This is a genomic window from Nocardioides turkmenicus (assembly GCF_011045035.1).
Taxonomy (GTDB): domain Bacteria; phylum Actinomycetota; class Actinomycetes; order Propionibacteriales; family Nocardioidaceae; genus Nocardioides; species Nocardioides turkmenicus.
Genome location: NZ_JAALAA010000026.1, coordinates 23,662 through 38,046 on the forward strand (window position 1 = coordinate 23,662; position 14,385 = coordinate 38,046).

General features: G+C 70.6%; 14 protein-coding genes. 8 read left to right on the plus strand and 6 right to left on the minus strand.

Going from position 1 to position 14,385, the window contains the following annotated elements:
• Positions 1-2: 2 nt before the first annotated feature.
• From G5C66_RS22815 to G5C66_RS22825, 3 genes are read right to left on the minus strand one after another with little or no spacing between them, the layout of a single operon-like run.
• Positions 3-776, minus strand: a complete 774-nt coding sequence (locus tag G5C66_RS22815) for a zf-HC2 domain-containing protein (RefSeq protein ID WP_165113437.1) — start codon at positions 774-776, stop codon at positions 3-5.
• On the minus strand, positions 773-1,291 hold the full coding sequence (locus G5C66_RS22820) for a sigma-70 family RNA polymerase sigma factor (RefSeq protein ID WP_338144288.1): 519 nt from the start codon (positions 1,289-1,291) through the stop codon (positions 773-775). The genes G5C66_RS22815 and G5C66_RS22820 overlap by 4 nt, the downstream gene beginning before the upstream one ends.
• 24 nt (positions 1,292-1,315) lie before the next feature.
• Positions 1,316-1,987 carry a YceI family protein gene (locus tag G5C66_RS22825; protein WP_165113439.1) on the minus strand — a complete coding sequence of 224 codons (672 nt, stop codon included), beginning with the start codon at positions 1,985-1,987 and terminating at the stop codon, positions 1,316-1,318.
• A 280-nt stretch (positions 1,988-2,267) separates the two neighbouring features.
• On the opposite strand from G5C66_RS22825, the gene G5C66_RS22830 reads away from it, so the two are divergent.
• Complete coding sequence (locus tag G5C66_RS22830; RefSeq protein ID WP_165113441.1) at positions 2,268-3,929, plus strand: glycosyl hydrolase family 28-related protein; 1,662 nt, start codon at positions 2,268-2,270, stop codon at positions 3,927-3,929.
• 83 nt (positions 3,930-4,012) lie between these two features.
• Positions 4,013-5,194 carry an acyl-CoA dehydrogenase family protein gene (locus G5C66_RS22835; protein ID WP_165113443.1) on the plus strand — a complete coding sequence of 394 codons (1,182 nt, stop codon included), beginning with the start codon at positions 4,013-4,015 and terminating at the stop codon, positions 5,192-5,194.
• A 47-nt stretch (positions 5,195-5,241) separates the two neighbouring features.
• Here G5C66_RS22835 and G5C66_RS22840 read toward each other — a convergent pair whose 3' ends face one another.
• Positions 5,242-6,129 (minus strand): AurF N-oxygenase family protein, encoded by an 888-nt coding sequence (locus tag G5C66_RS22840; RefSeq protein WP_165113445.1) that lies wholly within the window; start codon positions 6,127-6,129, stop codon positions 5,242-5,244.
• A gap of 65 nt (positions 6,130-6,194) precedes the next feature.
• Here G5C66_RS22840 and G5C66_RS22845 point away from each other — a divergent pair, with 65 nt between their 5' ends.
• Together G5C66_RS22845 and G5C66_RS22850 are read left to right on the plus strand one after the other, a co-directional pair.
• Positions 6,195-6,875 carry a TetR/AcrR family transcriptional regulator gene (locus G5C66_RS22845; RefSeq protein ID WP_165113447.1) on the plus strand — a complete coding sequence of 227 codons (681 nt, stop codon included), beginning with the start codon at positions 6,195-6,197 and terminating at the stop codon, positions 6,873-6,875.
• A complete protein-coding gene (locus G5C66_RS22850) occupies positions 6,872-7,147 on the plus strand; it encodes a DUF4873 domain-containing protein (protein ID WP_165113449.1) in 276 nt (91 codons plus the stop codon). The genes G5C66_RS22845 and G5C66_RS22850 overlap by 4 nt, the downstream gene beginning before the upstream one ends.
• Before the next feature lie 2 nt (positions 7,148-7,149).
• On the opposite strand, the gene G5C66_RS22855 is transcribed toward G5C66_RS22850, so the two are convergent.
• Together G5C66_RS22855 and G5C66_RS22860 are read right to left on the minus strand one after the other, a co-directional pair.
• Positions 7,150-7,911 (minus strand): sulfite exporter TauE/SafE family protein, encoded by a 762-nt coding sequence (locus G5C66_RS22855; protein ID WP_165113451.1) that lies wholly within the window; start codon positions 7,909-7,911, stop codon positions 7,150-7,152.
• Complete coding sequence (locus G5C66_RS22860) at positions 7,908-8,609, minus strand: FadR/GntR family transcriptional regulator (RefSeq protein WP_165113453.1); 702 nt, start codon at positions 8,607-8,609, stop codon at positions 7,908-7,910. Before G5C66_RS22860 ends, G5C66_RS22855 begins: the two co-directional genes overlap by 4 nt.
• Before the next feature lie 114 nt (positions 8,610-8,723).
• On the opposite strand from G5C66_RS22860, the gene G5C66_RS22865 reads away from it, so the two are divergent.
• The 4 genes from G5C66_RS22865 to G5C66_RS22880 all read left to right on the plus strand — a co-directional run bounded on the left by G5C66_RS22865 (position 8,724) and on the right by G5C66_RS22880 (position 14,373).
• On the plus strand, positions 8,724-10,052 hold the full coding sequence (locus G5C66_RS22865; RefSeq protein WP_165113455.1) for an SLC13 family permease: 1,329 nt from the start codon (positions 8,724-8,726) through the stop codon (positions 10,050-10,052).
• A 5-nt stretch (positions 10,053-10,057) separates the two neighbouring features.
• Positions 10,058-11,227, plus strand: a complete 1,170-nt coding sequence (locus G5C66_RS22870) for a CaiB/BaiF CoA transferase family protein (RefSeq protein WP_165113457.1) — start codon at positions 10,058-10,060, stop codon at positions 11,225-11,227.
• Positions 11,228-11,270: 43 nt separating this feature from the next.
• On the plus strand, positions 11,271-12,773 hold the full coding sequence (locus G5C66_RS22875; protein ID WP_165113459.1) for an MFS transporter: 1,503 nt from the start codon (positions 11,271-11,273) through the stop codon (positions 12,771-12,773).
• A 64-nt stretch (positions 12,774-12,837) separates the two neighbouring features.
• Entirely contained in the window at positions 12,838-14,373 is a 1,536-nt protein-coding gene (locus tag G5C66_RS22880; protein WP_338144289.1) for a glycoside hydrolase family 13 protein, read from the plus strand.
• Positions 14,374-14,385 lie beyond the last annotated feature (12 nt).

Here is a 14,385-nt window from a genome sequence, read left to right on the forward strand (position 1 = left end):
ACTCAGGTCAAAGACGCCGCGGCGACGGCGGTCTGGTCGCCGTCGAGGGTGATCTCGACCCGCTCCACCTCGGATATCGGCACCGCCGAGGAGGCGTCCAGCCCGAGCGTCTCCCCACCTGACCACGTCCAGGACCCGGCGACCGTGCGGGATCCGTCGCGACCGACCAGCACCAGGTCGTACGTCACCGGCGCCCCCTGATAGTCGGAGGACGTCGGCGGGGTCTTCCCGGGCGCGGGCGGGTAGTGGCAGCTCCAGGTGAGCTTGGTGCCCCACGACGTCGGGGTGACGACGAGCTGGGCCCACATGTCGACGCTGCCCACGGGGCGCAGGTCGACGGTGCGGACGTCGGCACCCTCGGAGACCGTCGGCGTGACCGAGGCAGAGGGCGCCGCGGCTGGCTCGCCGCTACCGTCACGGTCGAGCAGCAGCCCGCCGATGGCCGTGCCACCCGCGAGCAGGACGACGGCAGCGGCGACCGCGAACGCCCGGCGACGCAGTCGCGACCTGCGTACGGCTCCGGCGAGGTCGGCGAGCGGGGGCAGGTGGACCTCGGCAGGGGCGTCGTCGAGAAGCTCCTCGGCCTCCTCGCGGGAGAGCACGCCGAGCAGACCGGGCATCCCCGCGAGTTCGGCGACGGCGTCGCGGCACACGCCACAGCCGGCCAGATGCCGTTCGAAGGCCCTCCGGTCGCTCGGGCTCAGCGCACCGAGCACGTAGGAGGCGTCCCAGTCGGCGAACGCCTCGTGCCCGGAGGCGTCCAGGTGGTCGTTCATGAGGTGACCCCCTTCTCTTGCAGGGCGAGACGCAGCGCTCGCAGACCGTAGTGCAACCGAGACTTGACCGTGCCGGGCGGGATGTCGAGCTCGTGGGCGAGCTCGGCGACCGACCGGCCGCCGTAGTAGGCCCCGACCACCACCGCCCGGTGATCGGCGGAGAGGTCGAGCAGCGCATCGGCGACGACCCAGGAGTCGAGCACCGCCTGGGTCTCGTCCGCCCGCGTCGTCTCGGGCGGTGACTCGGCGGCGTACTCCCGCTTCCGGCGCGCGCTGCGCAGGTCGTCGATGACGAGGTTGCGGGCCGTGGTGAACAGCCAGGCGCGTACGCCGTCGTCGGGCCGCTGCAGCACCTCCGGGTTGCGCCAGGCGCGCAGCAGCGTCTCCTGCACCACGTCGCGCGCCTCCTCGGCGTCGCCGGTGCGGCGTACGACGTAGCGGTAGAGCGCCTCGGAGTGGGCGTCGTGCACCGCTACGAGCAGCTCGTCCTCCGCACCCATGTCACCTCCCCGCACCAGCCCAGGATCCCAGAGCCCGGGTCAGCCCTTGACCAGCTCGAGCGAGAACTCGACGCTGCCGGTGTCCTCGACGCTCACGAAGCCCAGGTTCGGGGCCTCGACACCGAAGTCGGCGAAGGTGATCGGCACGCTCCCGATGACCTGGAGGGCGTTGGTGCCGTCGCCGCCGACCTCGGCGTCCACGGTCACCGACCTGGTCTCGCCGTGCACGGTCAGGTCCCCGACCAGCTCGACCTCGGTCGCGCCCTCCGTCAGGGTTGCGGGTTCGGTCAGCACGAAGGTGGCGGTCGGGAACTGCTCGGCCTCGATCGCATTCTCGCGGAAGTAGCCGTCGCGGTTGCCGGAATCGGTGGCGATCGTGGCCACCTTCACCTCGATGCTCGCCTCGGTGACCTCGCTCTCGGCGATGGTGACCTCACCGGTCACGTCCTCGGTGCGGCCGGTGACCGTGACGTCCTCGCCCCGGAGCACCTCGTCGACGCGGTAGCCGGCGTACGAGCCGTCCGAGACGGTCCAGGTCCCGCTGCTGTCGGCACCCTCAGCAGGCGCCGCAGATGCGCTCAGGCTGGGCTCCGCCTCGGCGTCGTCTGCAGCCTGATCCGCGTACCACCCGGGCCCGAAGATCGCCGCGACGCCTCCGACCACGACCACTGCCGCGCCGATCCCGATCACTGCCTTCGTACGTGTCCGCACGCCGTTTCCTCTCGCCTGGAGACCGACCCGATGCCGGCCTGCACCCCTACTACGGAGCGGTGGGGCGAACGGTTCAAACCAGGCACGAAGCTCCTCGAGAGCCGTCGTTCAGGGAAAGGTATCGATCCATGCCCAAGTGGAACTCACGCTCGTCAGAGCCGGTATTGAGCCGCCCTGACCCAGCAGCATCATTGCGTGACGTACGTCACAGCCATAGCCTCCGATCGTCCGACTCAAGGCACCGCGAGTCCGGTGTCGATCCTCCTGGGAGGCGTTCACCATGCCCCACCTCGACCGCCGCAACCTGCTCGCCCTCGGTGGGCTCGCGGCAGGCGCCGCGTTTCTGCCCGCCACCTCTGCCCAGGCTGCGACGCGCGGCGCGACCGCGATGCCCACGCCGGGCGGGGCCGCACTGTGGCGGGAGTACCTCGCAGCCCCCGACACCCATCCGCAGATCCCCAACGTCTCCTACGCCGGCTACGGCCGCGGGGATCGACCGATCCCACGACCTCGGGTGGTCGCCAACGTCATGCAGTACGGTGCGCGCGGTGACGGCCGTGCCGACGACACCGACGCTCTCCGGCGGGCGGTCACTGCCGCCGGCGCGGCGGGCGGAGGGGTCGTGCTCCTTCCGCCGGGCACCTACCGAACCACCGGAATGATCCCGGTGCACGACTCCGGTGTGGTCATCCGCGGGGAGAGCCCGGAGGAGACCGTCATCTACTGCGAGAACTCGCTCGACGACGGCTACATGCTCAACCGGCGCGGGTGGATGAGCCAGTGGAGCTGGATGGGCGGTCAGATCTGGTTCGTGCCACGCCGCCGACTGGCGTCGCTGCGCGAGGCGGGCTTCGTCGGCAACGAGGCCTGGATGGACAACGATGCACTCACCACGCTCGCTCCCGCCTCCCGCGGGGACCGCGAGCTCGAGGTCGCCGACGCGACCGGACTGCGCGCCGGTGACACCGTGCTGCTGACGCTCCGCAACCTGCCCGACAACAGCCTGCTGAAGCACCTGTGCGGTGACATCCCCGGGGCCGACGACTACGACTGGGAGACCAGGTCTCGACGGCTGCGGCCCGAGATCAGCGACTGGACCGGCGCGCCCAACTTCGAGCACTACCGCTGGCCGGTCGAGGTGACCGCCGTCCATGACGACGGCCGTATCACCCTGGCACAGCCGCTGCGGGTGGAGTTGCGCCCTGAGTGGGAACCGACGCTGACCACCCTGGGCCCGGTGATCCGCAACGCCGGGATCGAGAGCCTGACCATGCGGATGCGGGAGATCCCCACACCCCAGCACAGCGTCGAGCCCGGCTTCAACGGACCCTGCTTCCAGGCGGCCATCGACTGCTGGGCGCGCGACGTGCACGTCGAGCACGCCGACAACGCCTTCGGCCTCGTCGGCACCAAGAACATCTCCATCGTCGGGGCCCGCGTCTCGGGGCGCCGCGGCCACCACCCCTTCATGTGCCGCGTGCAGTCCCACGACAATCTCGTCGCCGACTTCGAGATCGCCGGGCCCACCCAGCACGGCCTCAACGTGGAGGGATGGTCCTCCGGCAACGTGTGGGCCGGCGGCACGATGGCCCACGGCACCCTCGACTCGCACAAGCTCATCCCCACCGATGCGGTACGCACCGCGATCACCATCAACAACGACGGGAACACGGGCGGCGCCGGCGACGCCGGCCCCAACTGGGGAGCCCGCTTCACTCACTGGAACATCGAGGTGACCAACGGCCGCTCGCACGGTATCCGGATCGAGGAGAACTCGCCGCGTAGTGCCGTCGTGGGTGTCACGGGCACCACTGGCCCGACCAACCACGCGCGGGACTTCTCCGGGCCGCTCAGCTCGGTCACCGAATCTCTCGACGCCACTGTGCTGCCGAAGAACCTGTATCTGGCCCAGCTCCGCCACCGGCGGCGTACCGAGGGTTGACCCTGCGGCGAACGGTTCGAACGGGTTCCCGTGACGGGTGACACAATCGGCAGGCGCCCCGATCGAACCCAAGGAGACTCCCCATGCCCCAGACCCCGCTCGAGCTCTTCGGCACCGAGACCCTCATCGGCGATGAGGACCGCGCGATCCGCGACACGGTGCGATCGTTCGCGGAGAAGGAGATCAAGCCCCACCTCGCCGACTGGTTCGAGGCGGGCTCGGTCCCGGTCAAGGAGCTGGCCCCCGAGCTCGGCAAGCTGGGAGTCCTCGGGATGCACCTGGACGGCTACGGCTGCGCGGGCACCAGCGCCACGGCGTACGGCCTGGCCTGCCTGGAGCTCGAGGCGGCCGACTCCGGGATCCGGTCGCTGGTGTCCGTGCAGGGTTCGCTGGCGATGTTCGCGATCTGGAAGTGGGGGAGCGAGGAGCACAAGCAGGAGTGGCTGCCGCGGATGGCGGCCGGCGAGGCGATCGGCTGCTTCGGGCTGACCGAGCCAGACTTCGGCTCCAACCCGGCCGGGATGCGTACGCGTGCCCGCCGTGAGGGCGACGACTGGGTGCTCTCGGGCACCAAGATGTGGATCACCAACGCCCCCGTCGCGGATGTCGCGGTCGTGTGGGCTCAGACCGACGAGGGCGAGAACGGCAAGGGCATCCGTGGCTTCGTCGTCCCCACCGACACCCCGGGCTTCTCCGCGCCGGTGATCAAGCAGAAGCTGTCGCTGCGCGCCTCGGTCACCGGCGAGATCGTCCTGGACTCGGTCCGGCTCCCGGCTTCTGCCGCGTTCCCCGAGGTCAGAGGGCTGAAGGGCCCGCTGTCGTGTCTCAACGAGGCCCGCTTCGGCATCGTCTTCGGCGCCGTCGGCGCGGCCCGCGACTGCCTGGAGTCGGCCATCGCGTACGCCGCCTCGCGCGAGATCTACGACAAGCCGCTCGCCGGCTACCAGATCACCCAGACCAAGCTCGCCGACATGACCCTCGAGCTCGGCAAGTCGATGCTCCTGGCGTTGCACCTCGGGCGTCTGAAGGACGAGGGCACCCTCCGCTCCGAGCAGATCTCGCTCGGCAAGCTCAACAACGTCCGCGAGGCCATTGCCATCGCCCGCGAGTGCCGCACGATCCTCGCGGCCAACGGCGTCACGCTCGAATACCCGGTCCTGCGCCACGCCAACAACCTCGAGTCGGTCCTGACGTACGAGGGCACCAGCGAGGTCCACCAGCTGATCATCGGCCAAGCGCTCACGGGGGAGTCCGCCTTCCGCTGACCGGGCCTTGCTCGAGCAGCGCCAACGCTCGCCGTGCTCTGACCGCGTCAGTCGCGCGGGACCAGGAAGGACGCCCGCCAGATCTTGCGATCCTTCTCCGACACCATCCCGTGCTCGGTGAGGTACGGCATCATCTTCTCGCCCATCCAGGCCAGCGTGGCGCGGTAGTGCTCGTTGCCGAGCGCCTCGCGGCGGGCGGCCATCGGGTCGAGCCCGACAGCTGCGTAGCAGTCCGGGTGGACCAGCGAGCGGGCCATCACGTAGGCCGAGCGGGCGGTGAGGTTCTGGTGGAGCCGGAGCTGCGTACGCCCGATCTTCTGCGACATCGCCGCGGCCAGCTCCTCGCGGGCGAAGGTGACGTGACGGGCTTCCTCGGTGACGTGGATGCGGGAGGCCATCCGGGTCAGCGGCTGGCAGCGCTCGTCCTTCATCAGCTCGCGCTGCCACCGGTCGAGCGGCTCCTCGCCGACCAGGGTCGCGGAGAAGACGCTCGCGCCGTGGAGCAGCGGCGCGAGCCTGCCGATGCGAAGGACCGCGGGCCGGGGCCCGTACGCCGGCGCACCCATCGCCGCGATCGCGCGGCCGAACATCACCGAGTGGCGGGTCTCGTCGCCGATCTCGGTCAGGGCGTACTGCGTGCGCGCCGCCCGCGGGTCGGCCCCGTAGACCTCGCGGAGCAGGAGCTGCATCAGCAGCACCTCGAACCACAGCCCGACGCTCATGATGCTGGCCACCTCGTGCTTGGAGAGCTCGATCTGCTGCTCCAGGCTGAGCCGGTCCCACGTCGGGGTGCCGTAGAGGGAGACGCGCTCGGGCTGCATCCACCACAGTCCCTCGACAGGCGCGGCGTCCCAGTCGAGGTCGACCTCCGGGTCGTAGGACTGTCGCGCGGTCGAGCGCAGGAGCCGGTCGGAGGTCGGGTCGGTGATCGTCATGCTTCTCCCCACTGAGTCCAACTAAGTGTTACCTAGGGTTACGGATAGTTGTTAGAGTGCAGGACATGACACGGAAGGTCAAGGACGACGGCCGCTCCTCCCGCTGGGACGCCCACCGCGAGGCGAGGCGCGCGGAGCTGGTCGCGGCGGCCGTACGCGCCGTCGATTCCGCCGGCGCCGAGGTCTCGATCGGCGACATCGCCGCGGAGGCCGGGGTCAGCAAGCCGGTGCTCTACCGCTACTTCGCCGACAAGGCGGAGCTGCACGGCGCGGTGGGCATGTGGGCGGCGCGGCAGATCCTCGAGGCGGTGGTGGATGCGGTGCTCGCGCCCGCGCCGACCCGCGAGCGGGTGACCGCCGGGGTCGCGGCGTACGTCGACACGATCGCCGAACACCCCAACGTCTACCTCCTCCTGGTGCGCCAGCACACCGGCGGCACCGACCCGCTCGCCGACGGCAAGCAGCTCATCGCGGCGACCTTCGCGCGGCTGCTGGGAGACACCTTCGGCCGCCTCGGGGTCGACGCGGCCGGCGCCGAGCCGTGGGCGCACAGCCTGGTCGGGATCGGCGAGTCCGCGGGCCAGTGGTGGCTCGACCGACGGACCATGTCGCGCGCCGCGTTCACCCGCTACCTGAGCGAGTTCGTCTGGCACGCGCTGGAGGGCACCACCGCCGAGTACGGCGTCGACCTGAGCGCCCTCGACCGCCCCGAGATCGTCACCCCGCTGCGAAAGAGCCCCCGATGAGCGAGCACGAGCCCCAGCACCTCTACGACGGCCCCGCCCACCTCGAGTGCGAGCACGGCGCCTGGGACGTCGGCGTCGCGCTGCGCGGTGTGTTCCAGCCGATCGACGGCCACTTCCACTGGTACGGCCGGGTGGGCACCACCCTCGACGGCGTACGCAACGGCCAGACGGTCACGGTCCGCACCGACCACGGCGAGGCGCAAGGACGGCTCTCCGACCTCGATCCGTGGGGACGCTTCCGGATCTCCGGGACGGGGAAGCCGCCGTTCTGACCTCAGCGGACGAGCATGAGCGTTGCGGCGCCGATCCCGACGACGACGATCAGCGAGCGTAGGACCGTGGCCGGCAGCCGCCGGCCGATGTGGGAGCCGACGTATCCACCCACGACCGACCCTCCGGCGAGCAGTCCGACGGCCAGCCAGTCGAGGTCGGCGATCGCCAGGAAGATCACCGTCGCGACCACGTTCGCGGCCATCACCGCGAAGGTCTTGAGGGCGTTGACCGTACGGAACTCCAGATCGGTCCCCAGCCCGAGCACCGCCATCATCATCACCCCGGAGCCGGCGCCGAAGTAGCCCCCGTAGACCCCGGTCAGGGTCGCGAAGACCGTGGTCAGCCCCGAGATCCGCTCCCGAGGCTCGGCGTCGGTGGCGTGCTGGCGCAGGAACCGGCTCAATCGCGGCTGCACCCCGACGAGTACGCAGGTGCCGAGGATCAGCCACGGCACGATCGCCTCGAAGACCGATCCCGGCAGCCAGAGCAGTAGTAGCGACCCGGCGATGCCGCCGCCGCCCGCGGTGATCAGGACCGTCGCGGTCACGCCCGGATGCTCGGCGAGCTCGCGCCGATAGCCGAAGGAGCCGCTGAGCCCGGCGGGCGCCATCCCGACCGTGTTGGACGTGTTGGCCACCACCGGTGGCAGGCCGACCGCGACCAGGACGGGAAAGCTGAGCAGCGAGGCGACGCCCACCGTGGAGGTGAGGATGCCCGCGCCCAGGCCCGCGACGAGCACCGCGAGCTGATCGAGCCAGGTCATCTGTCGCGGAGCAGCGCGACGTCGCTGACCAGCATGACGTGTCCGTGCATCGCGGCCGCAGCGGCCTCCGGGTCACCCGCGGCGATCGCGTCGGCGATCTTCTGGTGCCCGGCGAGCGAGGTGCGCGGCCGGTCGGGCTGGGAGAGCGACTCGATGCGGGTCTCCCGGATCAGCTCGCTGATCTCCGACATCATCTGCTCGAGCAGGGGGGAGTGGGCGGCCTCGGTCACCGCGCGATGGAAGAGCTCGTCGCCCTGGACGCCGCGCCCCCCGCCTTCGATGTCGTCCAACATCGCCTTCAGGGCGGCCTGGATGTGGTCCAGGTCCTCCTGCGTACGTCGTTGTGCCGCGAGCGCGGCGATCTTCGTCTCCAGTGCGTCGCGGGCCTCGATGACATCGGGGATCCGCTCCGCGTGGGCCCGGATCGCATCGGTGATCCGCTCGGCTCTCGGCTTGTCGGTGAGCACCGTGCCGTCGCCGTGCCGCACCGCGACGACGCCGATCACCTCGAGCGCGACCAGCGCCTGACTGAGGGTCGCCCGGCTCACTCCGAGGCTGGTGGCGAGCTGTCTCTCCGGCGGCAGCCGGTCGCCGGCCTTCAGGTCGTTCTCCGAGATCCAGGCCGTGATCTGCTCCGCGACCTGCTCGTACAGGCGGGTTCGATGCAGGGGTCGCGGAAAGCGCGAGGACTCACTCATGGCTACAGGGTATTGACGTTCGTCCGATTGTCCTATTGGCTAGGCCACTGAGCCGCCGTGATCCGGGTCACAAACCATGCGGTGTCATCTGGGGGCCAACAGAAGGGAAGTCCGATGGGACCGGAATGGGTGGCGATCATCGCCTTGGTCGCCCTGTTCGTGGCCGGCACGCTGCTGCCGATCAACATGGGAGCTCTGGCGTACGTCGCGGCCTGGCTGGTCGGGATGTTCGCGCTGGACCTCGACGAGAAGGAGATCCTGGCCGGCGTCAGTGCCGACCTGATCCTGACGCTGATAGGTGTCACCTATCTGTTCGCGATCGCGAGGAACAACGGCACGGTCGATCTGATCGTGAGCAGTGCGGTGCGCGCCGTCGGCGGCCGGGTCGCCCTCATCCCGTGGGTGATGTTCGGCGTGACCGCTCTGCTGACCGCGATGGGCGCCGCCAGTCCGGCGGCCTGCGCGATCATCGGTCCGGTGGCGCTCGGGTTCGCGGGCCGCTACAAGATCAACCCGCTGATGATGGGCATGTTCGTCGTGCACGGCGCCCAGGGCGGCGGATTCTCGCCGATCAGCATCTACGGCACGATCACCAACTCGGTCATGGTCGACAACGGCCTGCCCGCCAGCGAGATGACCGTCTTCCTGACCAGCCTGGTCGTCAACCTGATCATGGCGGCGATCCTGTTCTTCGCCCTCGGCGGACGGTCCCTCATGTCCATGCGGCTCGACCCCGACGAGGCGGCCAGCGCCGCCGCCGGCGTACCCGGAGAGCTGAACGAGGGCGGCGTGACCGTCCCCGCCCGCGGCTACGGAACCGTCGCCCCGACCGGCACCAAGCCCGGCATCCGCACCGAGCAGGTGCTGACCCTGGCCGCCTTCGTGATCGTCGCCGCCATCGCCCTGTTCTTCGACAAGAACATCGGCTTCGCCTCGATCACCGCGGCGACCGTCCTCGCGGCGCTCTCTCCGAGCCAGCACAAGGACGCCATCCGCCAGATCGCCTGGCCGACCGTGCTCCTGGTCGCCGGCGTCTCGACGTACGCCACGATCCTGAACACCGCCGGATCGCCGGAGTTCGTGGGTGGCTGGGCCGCCGGCCTGGGCGTCGCCGCGATCGGCGCGCTCATCCTCTGCTACGTCGGCGCAGTGGTCTCCGCCTTCGCCTCCTCGACAGCCCTGCTCCCGATCATCATCCCGATCGCGGTGCCGCTGATCGCCGAAGGCGGGATCTCGGCGGCGATGTTCGTGGCCGCGCTGGCGATCTCCTCGACCATCGTCGACGTGAGCCCGTTCTCCACCAACGGTGCGCTGATGCTGGCCAACCGGCCCGAGACCATCACCGAGGAGCGCTACTACAAGCAGATCCTCGGCTACAGCGTCATCGTGGTGCTCGTGGGTCCGCTCCTGGTCTGGGCCACCATGGTCCTTCCCGGGTGGTGACGCGCATGCGTGGACCGCTCGACGACGTCGTCGTCCTCGACCTCTCCCGTGCGCTGGCCGGACCGCACGCGGCGATGATGATGGGCGACCTCGGCGCCCGCGTGATCAAGGTGGAGGCGCCGGGGCACGGCGACGACACCCGGGGTTGGGGCCCGCCGTTCGTGGGGGAGGAGGAGCAGCGGGAGGCGACGTACTTCCTCTCGGCCAACCGCAACAAGGAGTCGATCACCCTCGACCTCAAGAACACCGAGGACAAGGACGTGCTGCTGCGGCTCGTCGACCGTGCCGACGTGCTCATCGAGAACTTCCGCACCGGCGTCCTCGACCGGCTCGGGCTCGGCTTCGACGTGCTCCAGGCCCGCAACCCCCGGCTCGTGGTGCTCTCGATCACCGGGTTCGGCCACGACGGTCCCGAGGGCGGGCGGTCCGGCTACGACCAGATAGCGCAGGGCGAGGCCGGGCTGATGTCGCTCACCGGTTCGGGACCGGACGATCCTCAGCGGGTCGGCACGCCGATCGCGGACCTGCTGGCCGGGATGTACGGCGCCTACGGCGCGCTCGCCGCTCTCCACGAGCGGGACCGCACCGGCCGCGGCACCGTGGTCCGCACCTCGCTGCTCTCCGCGGTCGTGGGTGTCCACGGGTTCCAGGGCACCCGCTGGACGATCGCCGGCGAGGTCGGCCGCGCCCAGGGCAACCACCACCCGAGCATCTCGCCGTACGGCCTGTTCCGCTGTGCCGACGGGACCGTGCAGATCGCGGTCGGGAGCGAGGGGCTGTGGCGGCGGTTCTGCACCGCCTTCGACATCTCACCCGACCAGGAGGGGATGGCCACCAACCCCGAGCGCGCCGCGAACCGGGAGAAGGTCGTCGAGCTGGTCGAGTCGCTGTTCGCACCCTGGCCGGCCGAGGAGCTGCTCGCCAAGCTCGCCGAGGCCGGGGTCCCGGCCGGCAAGGTGCGCTCCCTCGACGAGGTCTACGCCTGGGAGCAGACCGCCAGCCAGGGCCTGCTCATCGACGTCGACCACGCGACGCTCGGTCATCTGACGCTGCCGGGACCGCCCCTGCGGTTCTTCGCCGAGGGAGCCGAGGTGACACCCACCGGCCACGCCGCGCCACCGACGCTCGACCAGCACGGCTCTCAGCTGCGTACGTGGGTGGCGGATCAGCCCTGAAATGAGGAGAGGGAGGGGCGCTCGACTGGGATACTCCAGGACCATGGACGAGTCTCCGAGTGATGGCGCCCCTCTCCGGCTGGGCAGCGCCCAGGGTCGCTGGGTGCTGGCGACGACGGTGCTGGGCTCGGGCCTGGCGATGCTCGACTCGACCGTCGTCAACGTGGCCCTCGGCCGGATCGGGGAGGATCTGGACGCGGGCTTCTCGGGTCTGCAGTGGACGGTCAACGCCTACACGCTGAGCCTCGCGGCGCTGATCCTTCTCGGTGGCTCGCTCGGCGACCGCTTCGGGCGACGCCGGGTGTTCCTCGTCGGCGTGGTGTGGTTCGCCATCGCCTCGCTGCTGTGCGGGCTGGCTCCCGACATCGACCTGCTGATCGCGGCCCGCGGCCTGCAGGGTGTCGGCGGGGCGCTCCTGACGCCGGGCAGCCTAGCGATCATCGCGGCTTCGTTCCATGCCGAGGACCGGTCCGCGGCCGTGGGCGCCTGGTCGGGCCTGAGTGGGATCGCGGCCGCGGTCGGACCGCTGGTCGGGGGCTGGCTGGTGGAGATCGACTGGCGGCTTGTCTTCCTCATCAACGTCCCTGTCGCGGTGCTCATCGTGGTCGTCGCACTCCGCTACGTGCCCGAGAGCCGCGACCCCGACGCGGGTGGCCGGCTCGACCTGACCGGCACCGTGCTCGCCGCCGCCGGGCTCGGCGCGCTGACGTTCGGGCTCACCAGGGCGGGCGAGGTGGGCTTCGGCGCCTCCGTGGCGACGACCGTCGTCGCCGGGGTCGCCTGCCTGGTCGCCTTCGTGGTCGTGGAGGCGCGCTCGACCCATCCGCTGGTCCCGCTCGTGCTGTTCCGCAACGCCCAGTTCAGCGCGGCCAACGCCGTCACGCTGCTCGTGTACGCAGCGCTGGGCGTGATCTTCGTGCTGCTGGTCCTCCAGCTCCAGGTCGTCAGCGGCTGGTCGCCCCTCGCCGCGGGATCGGCGCTGCTGCCGGTGACCGTGGTGATGCTGCTCTTCTCGTCCCGCGCGGGTGCGCTGGCGCAACGCATCGGGCCACGGATGCCGATGACGCTGGGGCCGTTGCTCGCGGCCGGCGGGGTCCTCTGGATGGGAAGGATCGGCACGGGGGCGTCCTACGTCCTCGACGTGCTCGCGCCGGTCCTGCTCTTCGCCGCCGGACTCACCCTGCTGGTCGCGCCGCTGACCGCCACCGTGCTCGACGCGGCCGACGACCGGCACGCCGGCATCGCCTCGGGGATCAACAACGCTGTCGCCAGGACCGCCGGGCTGCTCGCCGTGGCCGTGGTCCCGGCGGCGGTCGGGATCGCCGGCGACGACTACACGAACCCGCGCGCCTTCGACGACGGCTACGGCATGGCGATGATCCTCAACGCCGCTCTCCTGCTCCTCGGCGCCGCCCTCGCGCTGGCCTTCGTACGCCGCCCGCTGGCGGCCGAGGCCGAGCCGGACGAGCACCGGGTGCACATCGAGACGTGTGCCCACTGCGGCGTCACCGGGACGCAGCTCCACCCGGCAGATCACGACCATTGAGGGCATGACCTGAGCCGCATCCGGTTACCGGGCTCGCGTGGATTCTCCGTGGTGGCGTGAGGCCGTGACGTACCAGATCTATCCGCGCTCGTTCGCCGATGCGGACGGGGACGGCACGGGCGATCTCGCCGGGATCACCTCGCGGCTGGACCATCTGGCCGACCTCGGTGTGGACGCGATCTGGCTCTCGCCGTTCTACCCGTCGCCGCAGCACGACTACGGCTACGACGTCGTCGACGCCCGCGGCGTGGATCCGCTGTTCGGGACGCTCTCCGACGCCGAGGATCTGCTCACCAAGGCCCACGAGGTGGGCCTGAAGGTGATCATCGACCTGATCCCCAACCACACGTCCTCGGAGCACCCGTGGTTCGCCGAGGCGCTCTCGGCCGGTCCCGGATCGCCCGAGCGCGACCGCTACATCTTCCGAGACGGCCGGGGAGAGGACGGCGAGGAGCCACCGACGAACTGGCAGTCCGTCTTCGGCGGGTCGGCCTGGACCCGGGTCGAGGACGGGCAGTGGTACCTCCACATGTTCGCGGAGGAGGAGCCCGACCTCAACTGGCGCCATCCCGAGGTGGCCGAGGAGTTCCGCTCCGTGCTGCGATGGTGGCTGGACCGGGGCGTCGACGGGTTCCGTGTGGACGTGGCCCACGGCCTGGTCAAAGCCCTGCGCGACCAGAAGGTCCCGGAGGGACGATCGCCCAACTCCGACCCGGCGGTGATGTACGACACCGGCATCGAGGACGACCCGATGTGGGACCACCCCGACGTCCACGGCGTCTACCGCGACTGGCACGACGTCATCTCGTCCTACCCCGGTGAGCGGATGCTGATCGCCGAGGCCTGGACCCAGGGGCCGGCGGACCTGCGGGGCTACCTGCGCACCGACGAGTTCGAGCAGGCCTTCAACTTCCAGTGGCTGCAGGCACACTGGTCGGCGCGCGAGTTCATCGAGGCGATCACGTCGACGCTGGACGCGCTGAGCCCGTCCCGCGCCTGGCCGACGTGGGTGCTCTCCAACCACGACGCGGTACGCCACCGGACGCGCTACGGCGATGGCGAACAGGCGCTCGACCGGGCGCGCGCGGCGACGCTGACGATGCTCGGGCTGCCGGGGTCGGCGTATCTCTATCAGGGCGAGGAGCTCGGGCTGCCGCACGTGGAGATACCGCCGGAGCACCAGCAGGATCCCTGGGCCGAGGGTGGCAACGGCCGTGACGGCTGCCGGGTCCCGCTGCCGTGGAGCGGCGACGCCCCGCCCTTCGGCTTCGGTCCCGGCGACGGACAACCGTGGCTGCCGCAGCCGACCCAGTGGGCCGACCTGACCGTGGCTGCGCAGACCGGCCGGCCGGGGTCGACCCTGGAGTTCTACCGCTCGGCGATCGCCGCACGTCGCCGCTACGCCCGCGGCGGCGACGTGCGGTTCCTCGACATGCCCGACGATGTGATCGCCTTCCGCCGTGGGCGGCTGACGGTCGTCCTCAACTGCGGCTCGGTCCCCACGCCACTGCCACCGGGCGACGTGGTGGTCTGCAGCGGCGACCAGGTCGCCACCGAGCTGCCGCCGGACTCGGCGGTGTGGTTGCTCGGCGACGACTGAGACCGACTGAGA

What these genes read in the sequence shown, in the direction of transcription:
- G5C66_RS22815 (WP_165113437.1), bottom strand. Translation starts at nt 776, where the DNA reads ATGAACGACCACCTGGACGCCTCCGGGCACGAGGCGTTCGCCGACTGG.
- G5C66_RS22830 (WP_165113441.1), top strand. Translation starts at nt 2,268, where the DNA reads ATGCCCCACCTCGACCGCCGCAACCTGCTCGCCCTCGGTGGGCTCGCG.
- G5C66_RS22835 (WP_165113443.1), top strand. Translation starts at nt 4,013, where the DNA reads ATGCCCCAGACCCCGCTCGAGCTCTTCGGCACCGAGACCCTCATCGGC.
- G5C66_RS22840 (WP_165113445.1), bottom strand. Translation starts at nt 6,129, where the DNA reads ATGACGATCACCGACCCGACCTCCGACCGGCTCCTGCGCTCGACCGCG.
- G5C66_RS22845 (WP_165113447.1), top strand. Translation starts at nt 6,195, where the DNA reads ATGACACGGAAGGTCAAGGACGACGGCCGCTCCTCCCGCTGGGACGCC.
- G5C66_RS22850 (WP_165113449.1), top strand. Translation starts at nt 6,872, where the DNA reads ATGAGCGAGCACGAGCCCCAGCACCTCTACGACGGCCCCGCCCACCTC.
- G5C66_RS22855 (WP_165113451.1), bottom strand. Translation starts at nt 7,911, where the DNA reads ATGACCTGGCTCGATCAGCTCGCGGTGCTCGTCGCGGGCCTGGGCGCG.
- G5C66_RS22860 (WP_165113453.1), bottom strand. Translation starts at nt 8,609, where the DNA reads ATGAGTGAGTCCTCGCGCTTTCCGCGACCCCTGCATCGAACCCGCCTG.
- G5C66_RS22865 (WP_165113455.1), top strand. Translation starts at nt 8,724, where the DNA reads ATGGGACCGGAATGGGTGGCGATCATCGCCTTGGTCGCCCTGTTCGTG.
- G5C66_RS22870 (WP_165113457.1), top strand. Translation starts at nt 10,058, where the DNA reads ATGCGTGGACCGCTCGACGACGTCGTCGTCCTCGACCTCTCCCGTGCG.
- G5C66_RS22875 (WP_165113459.1), top strand. Translation starts at nt 11,271, where the DNA reads ATGGACGAGTCTCCGAGTGATGGCGCCCCTCTCCGGCTGGGCAGCGCC.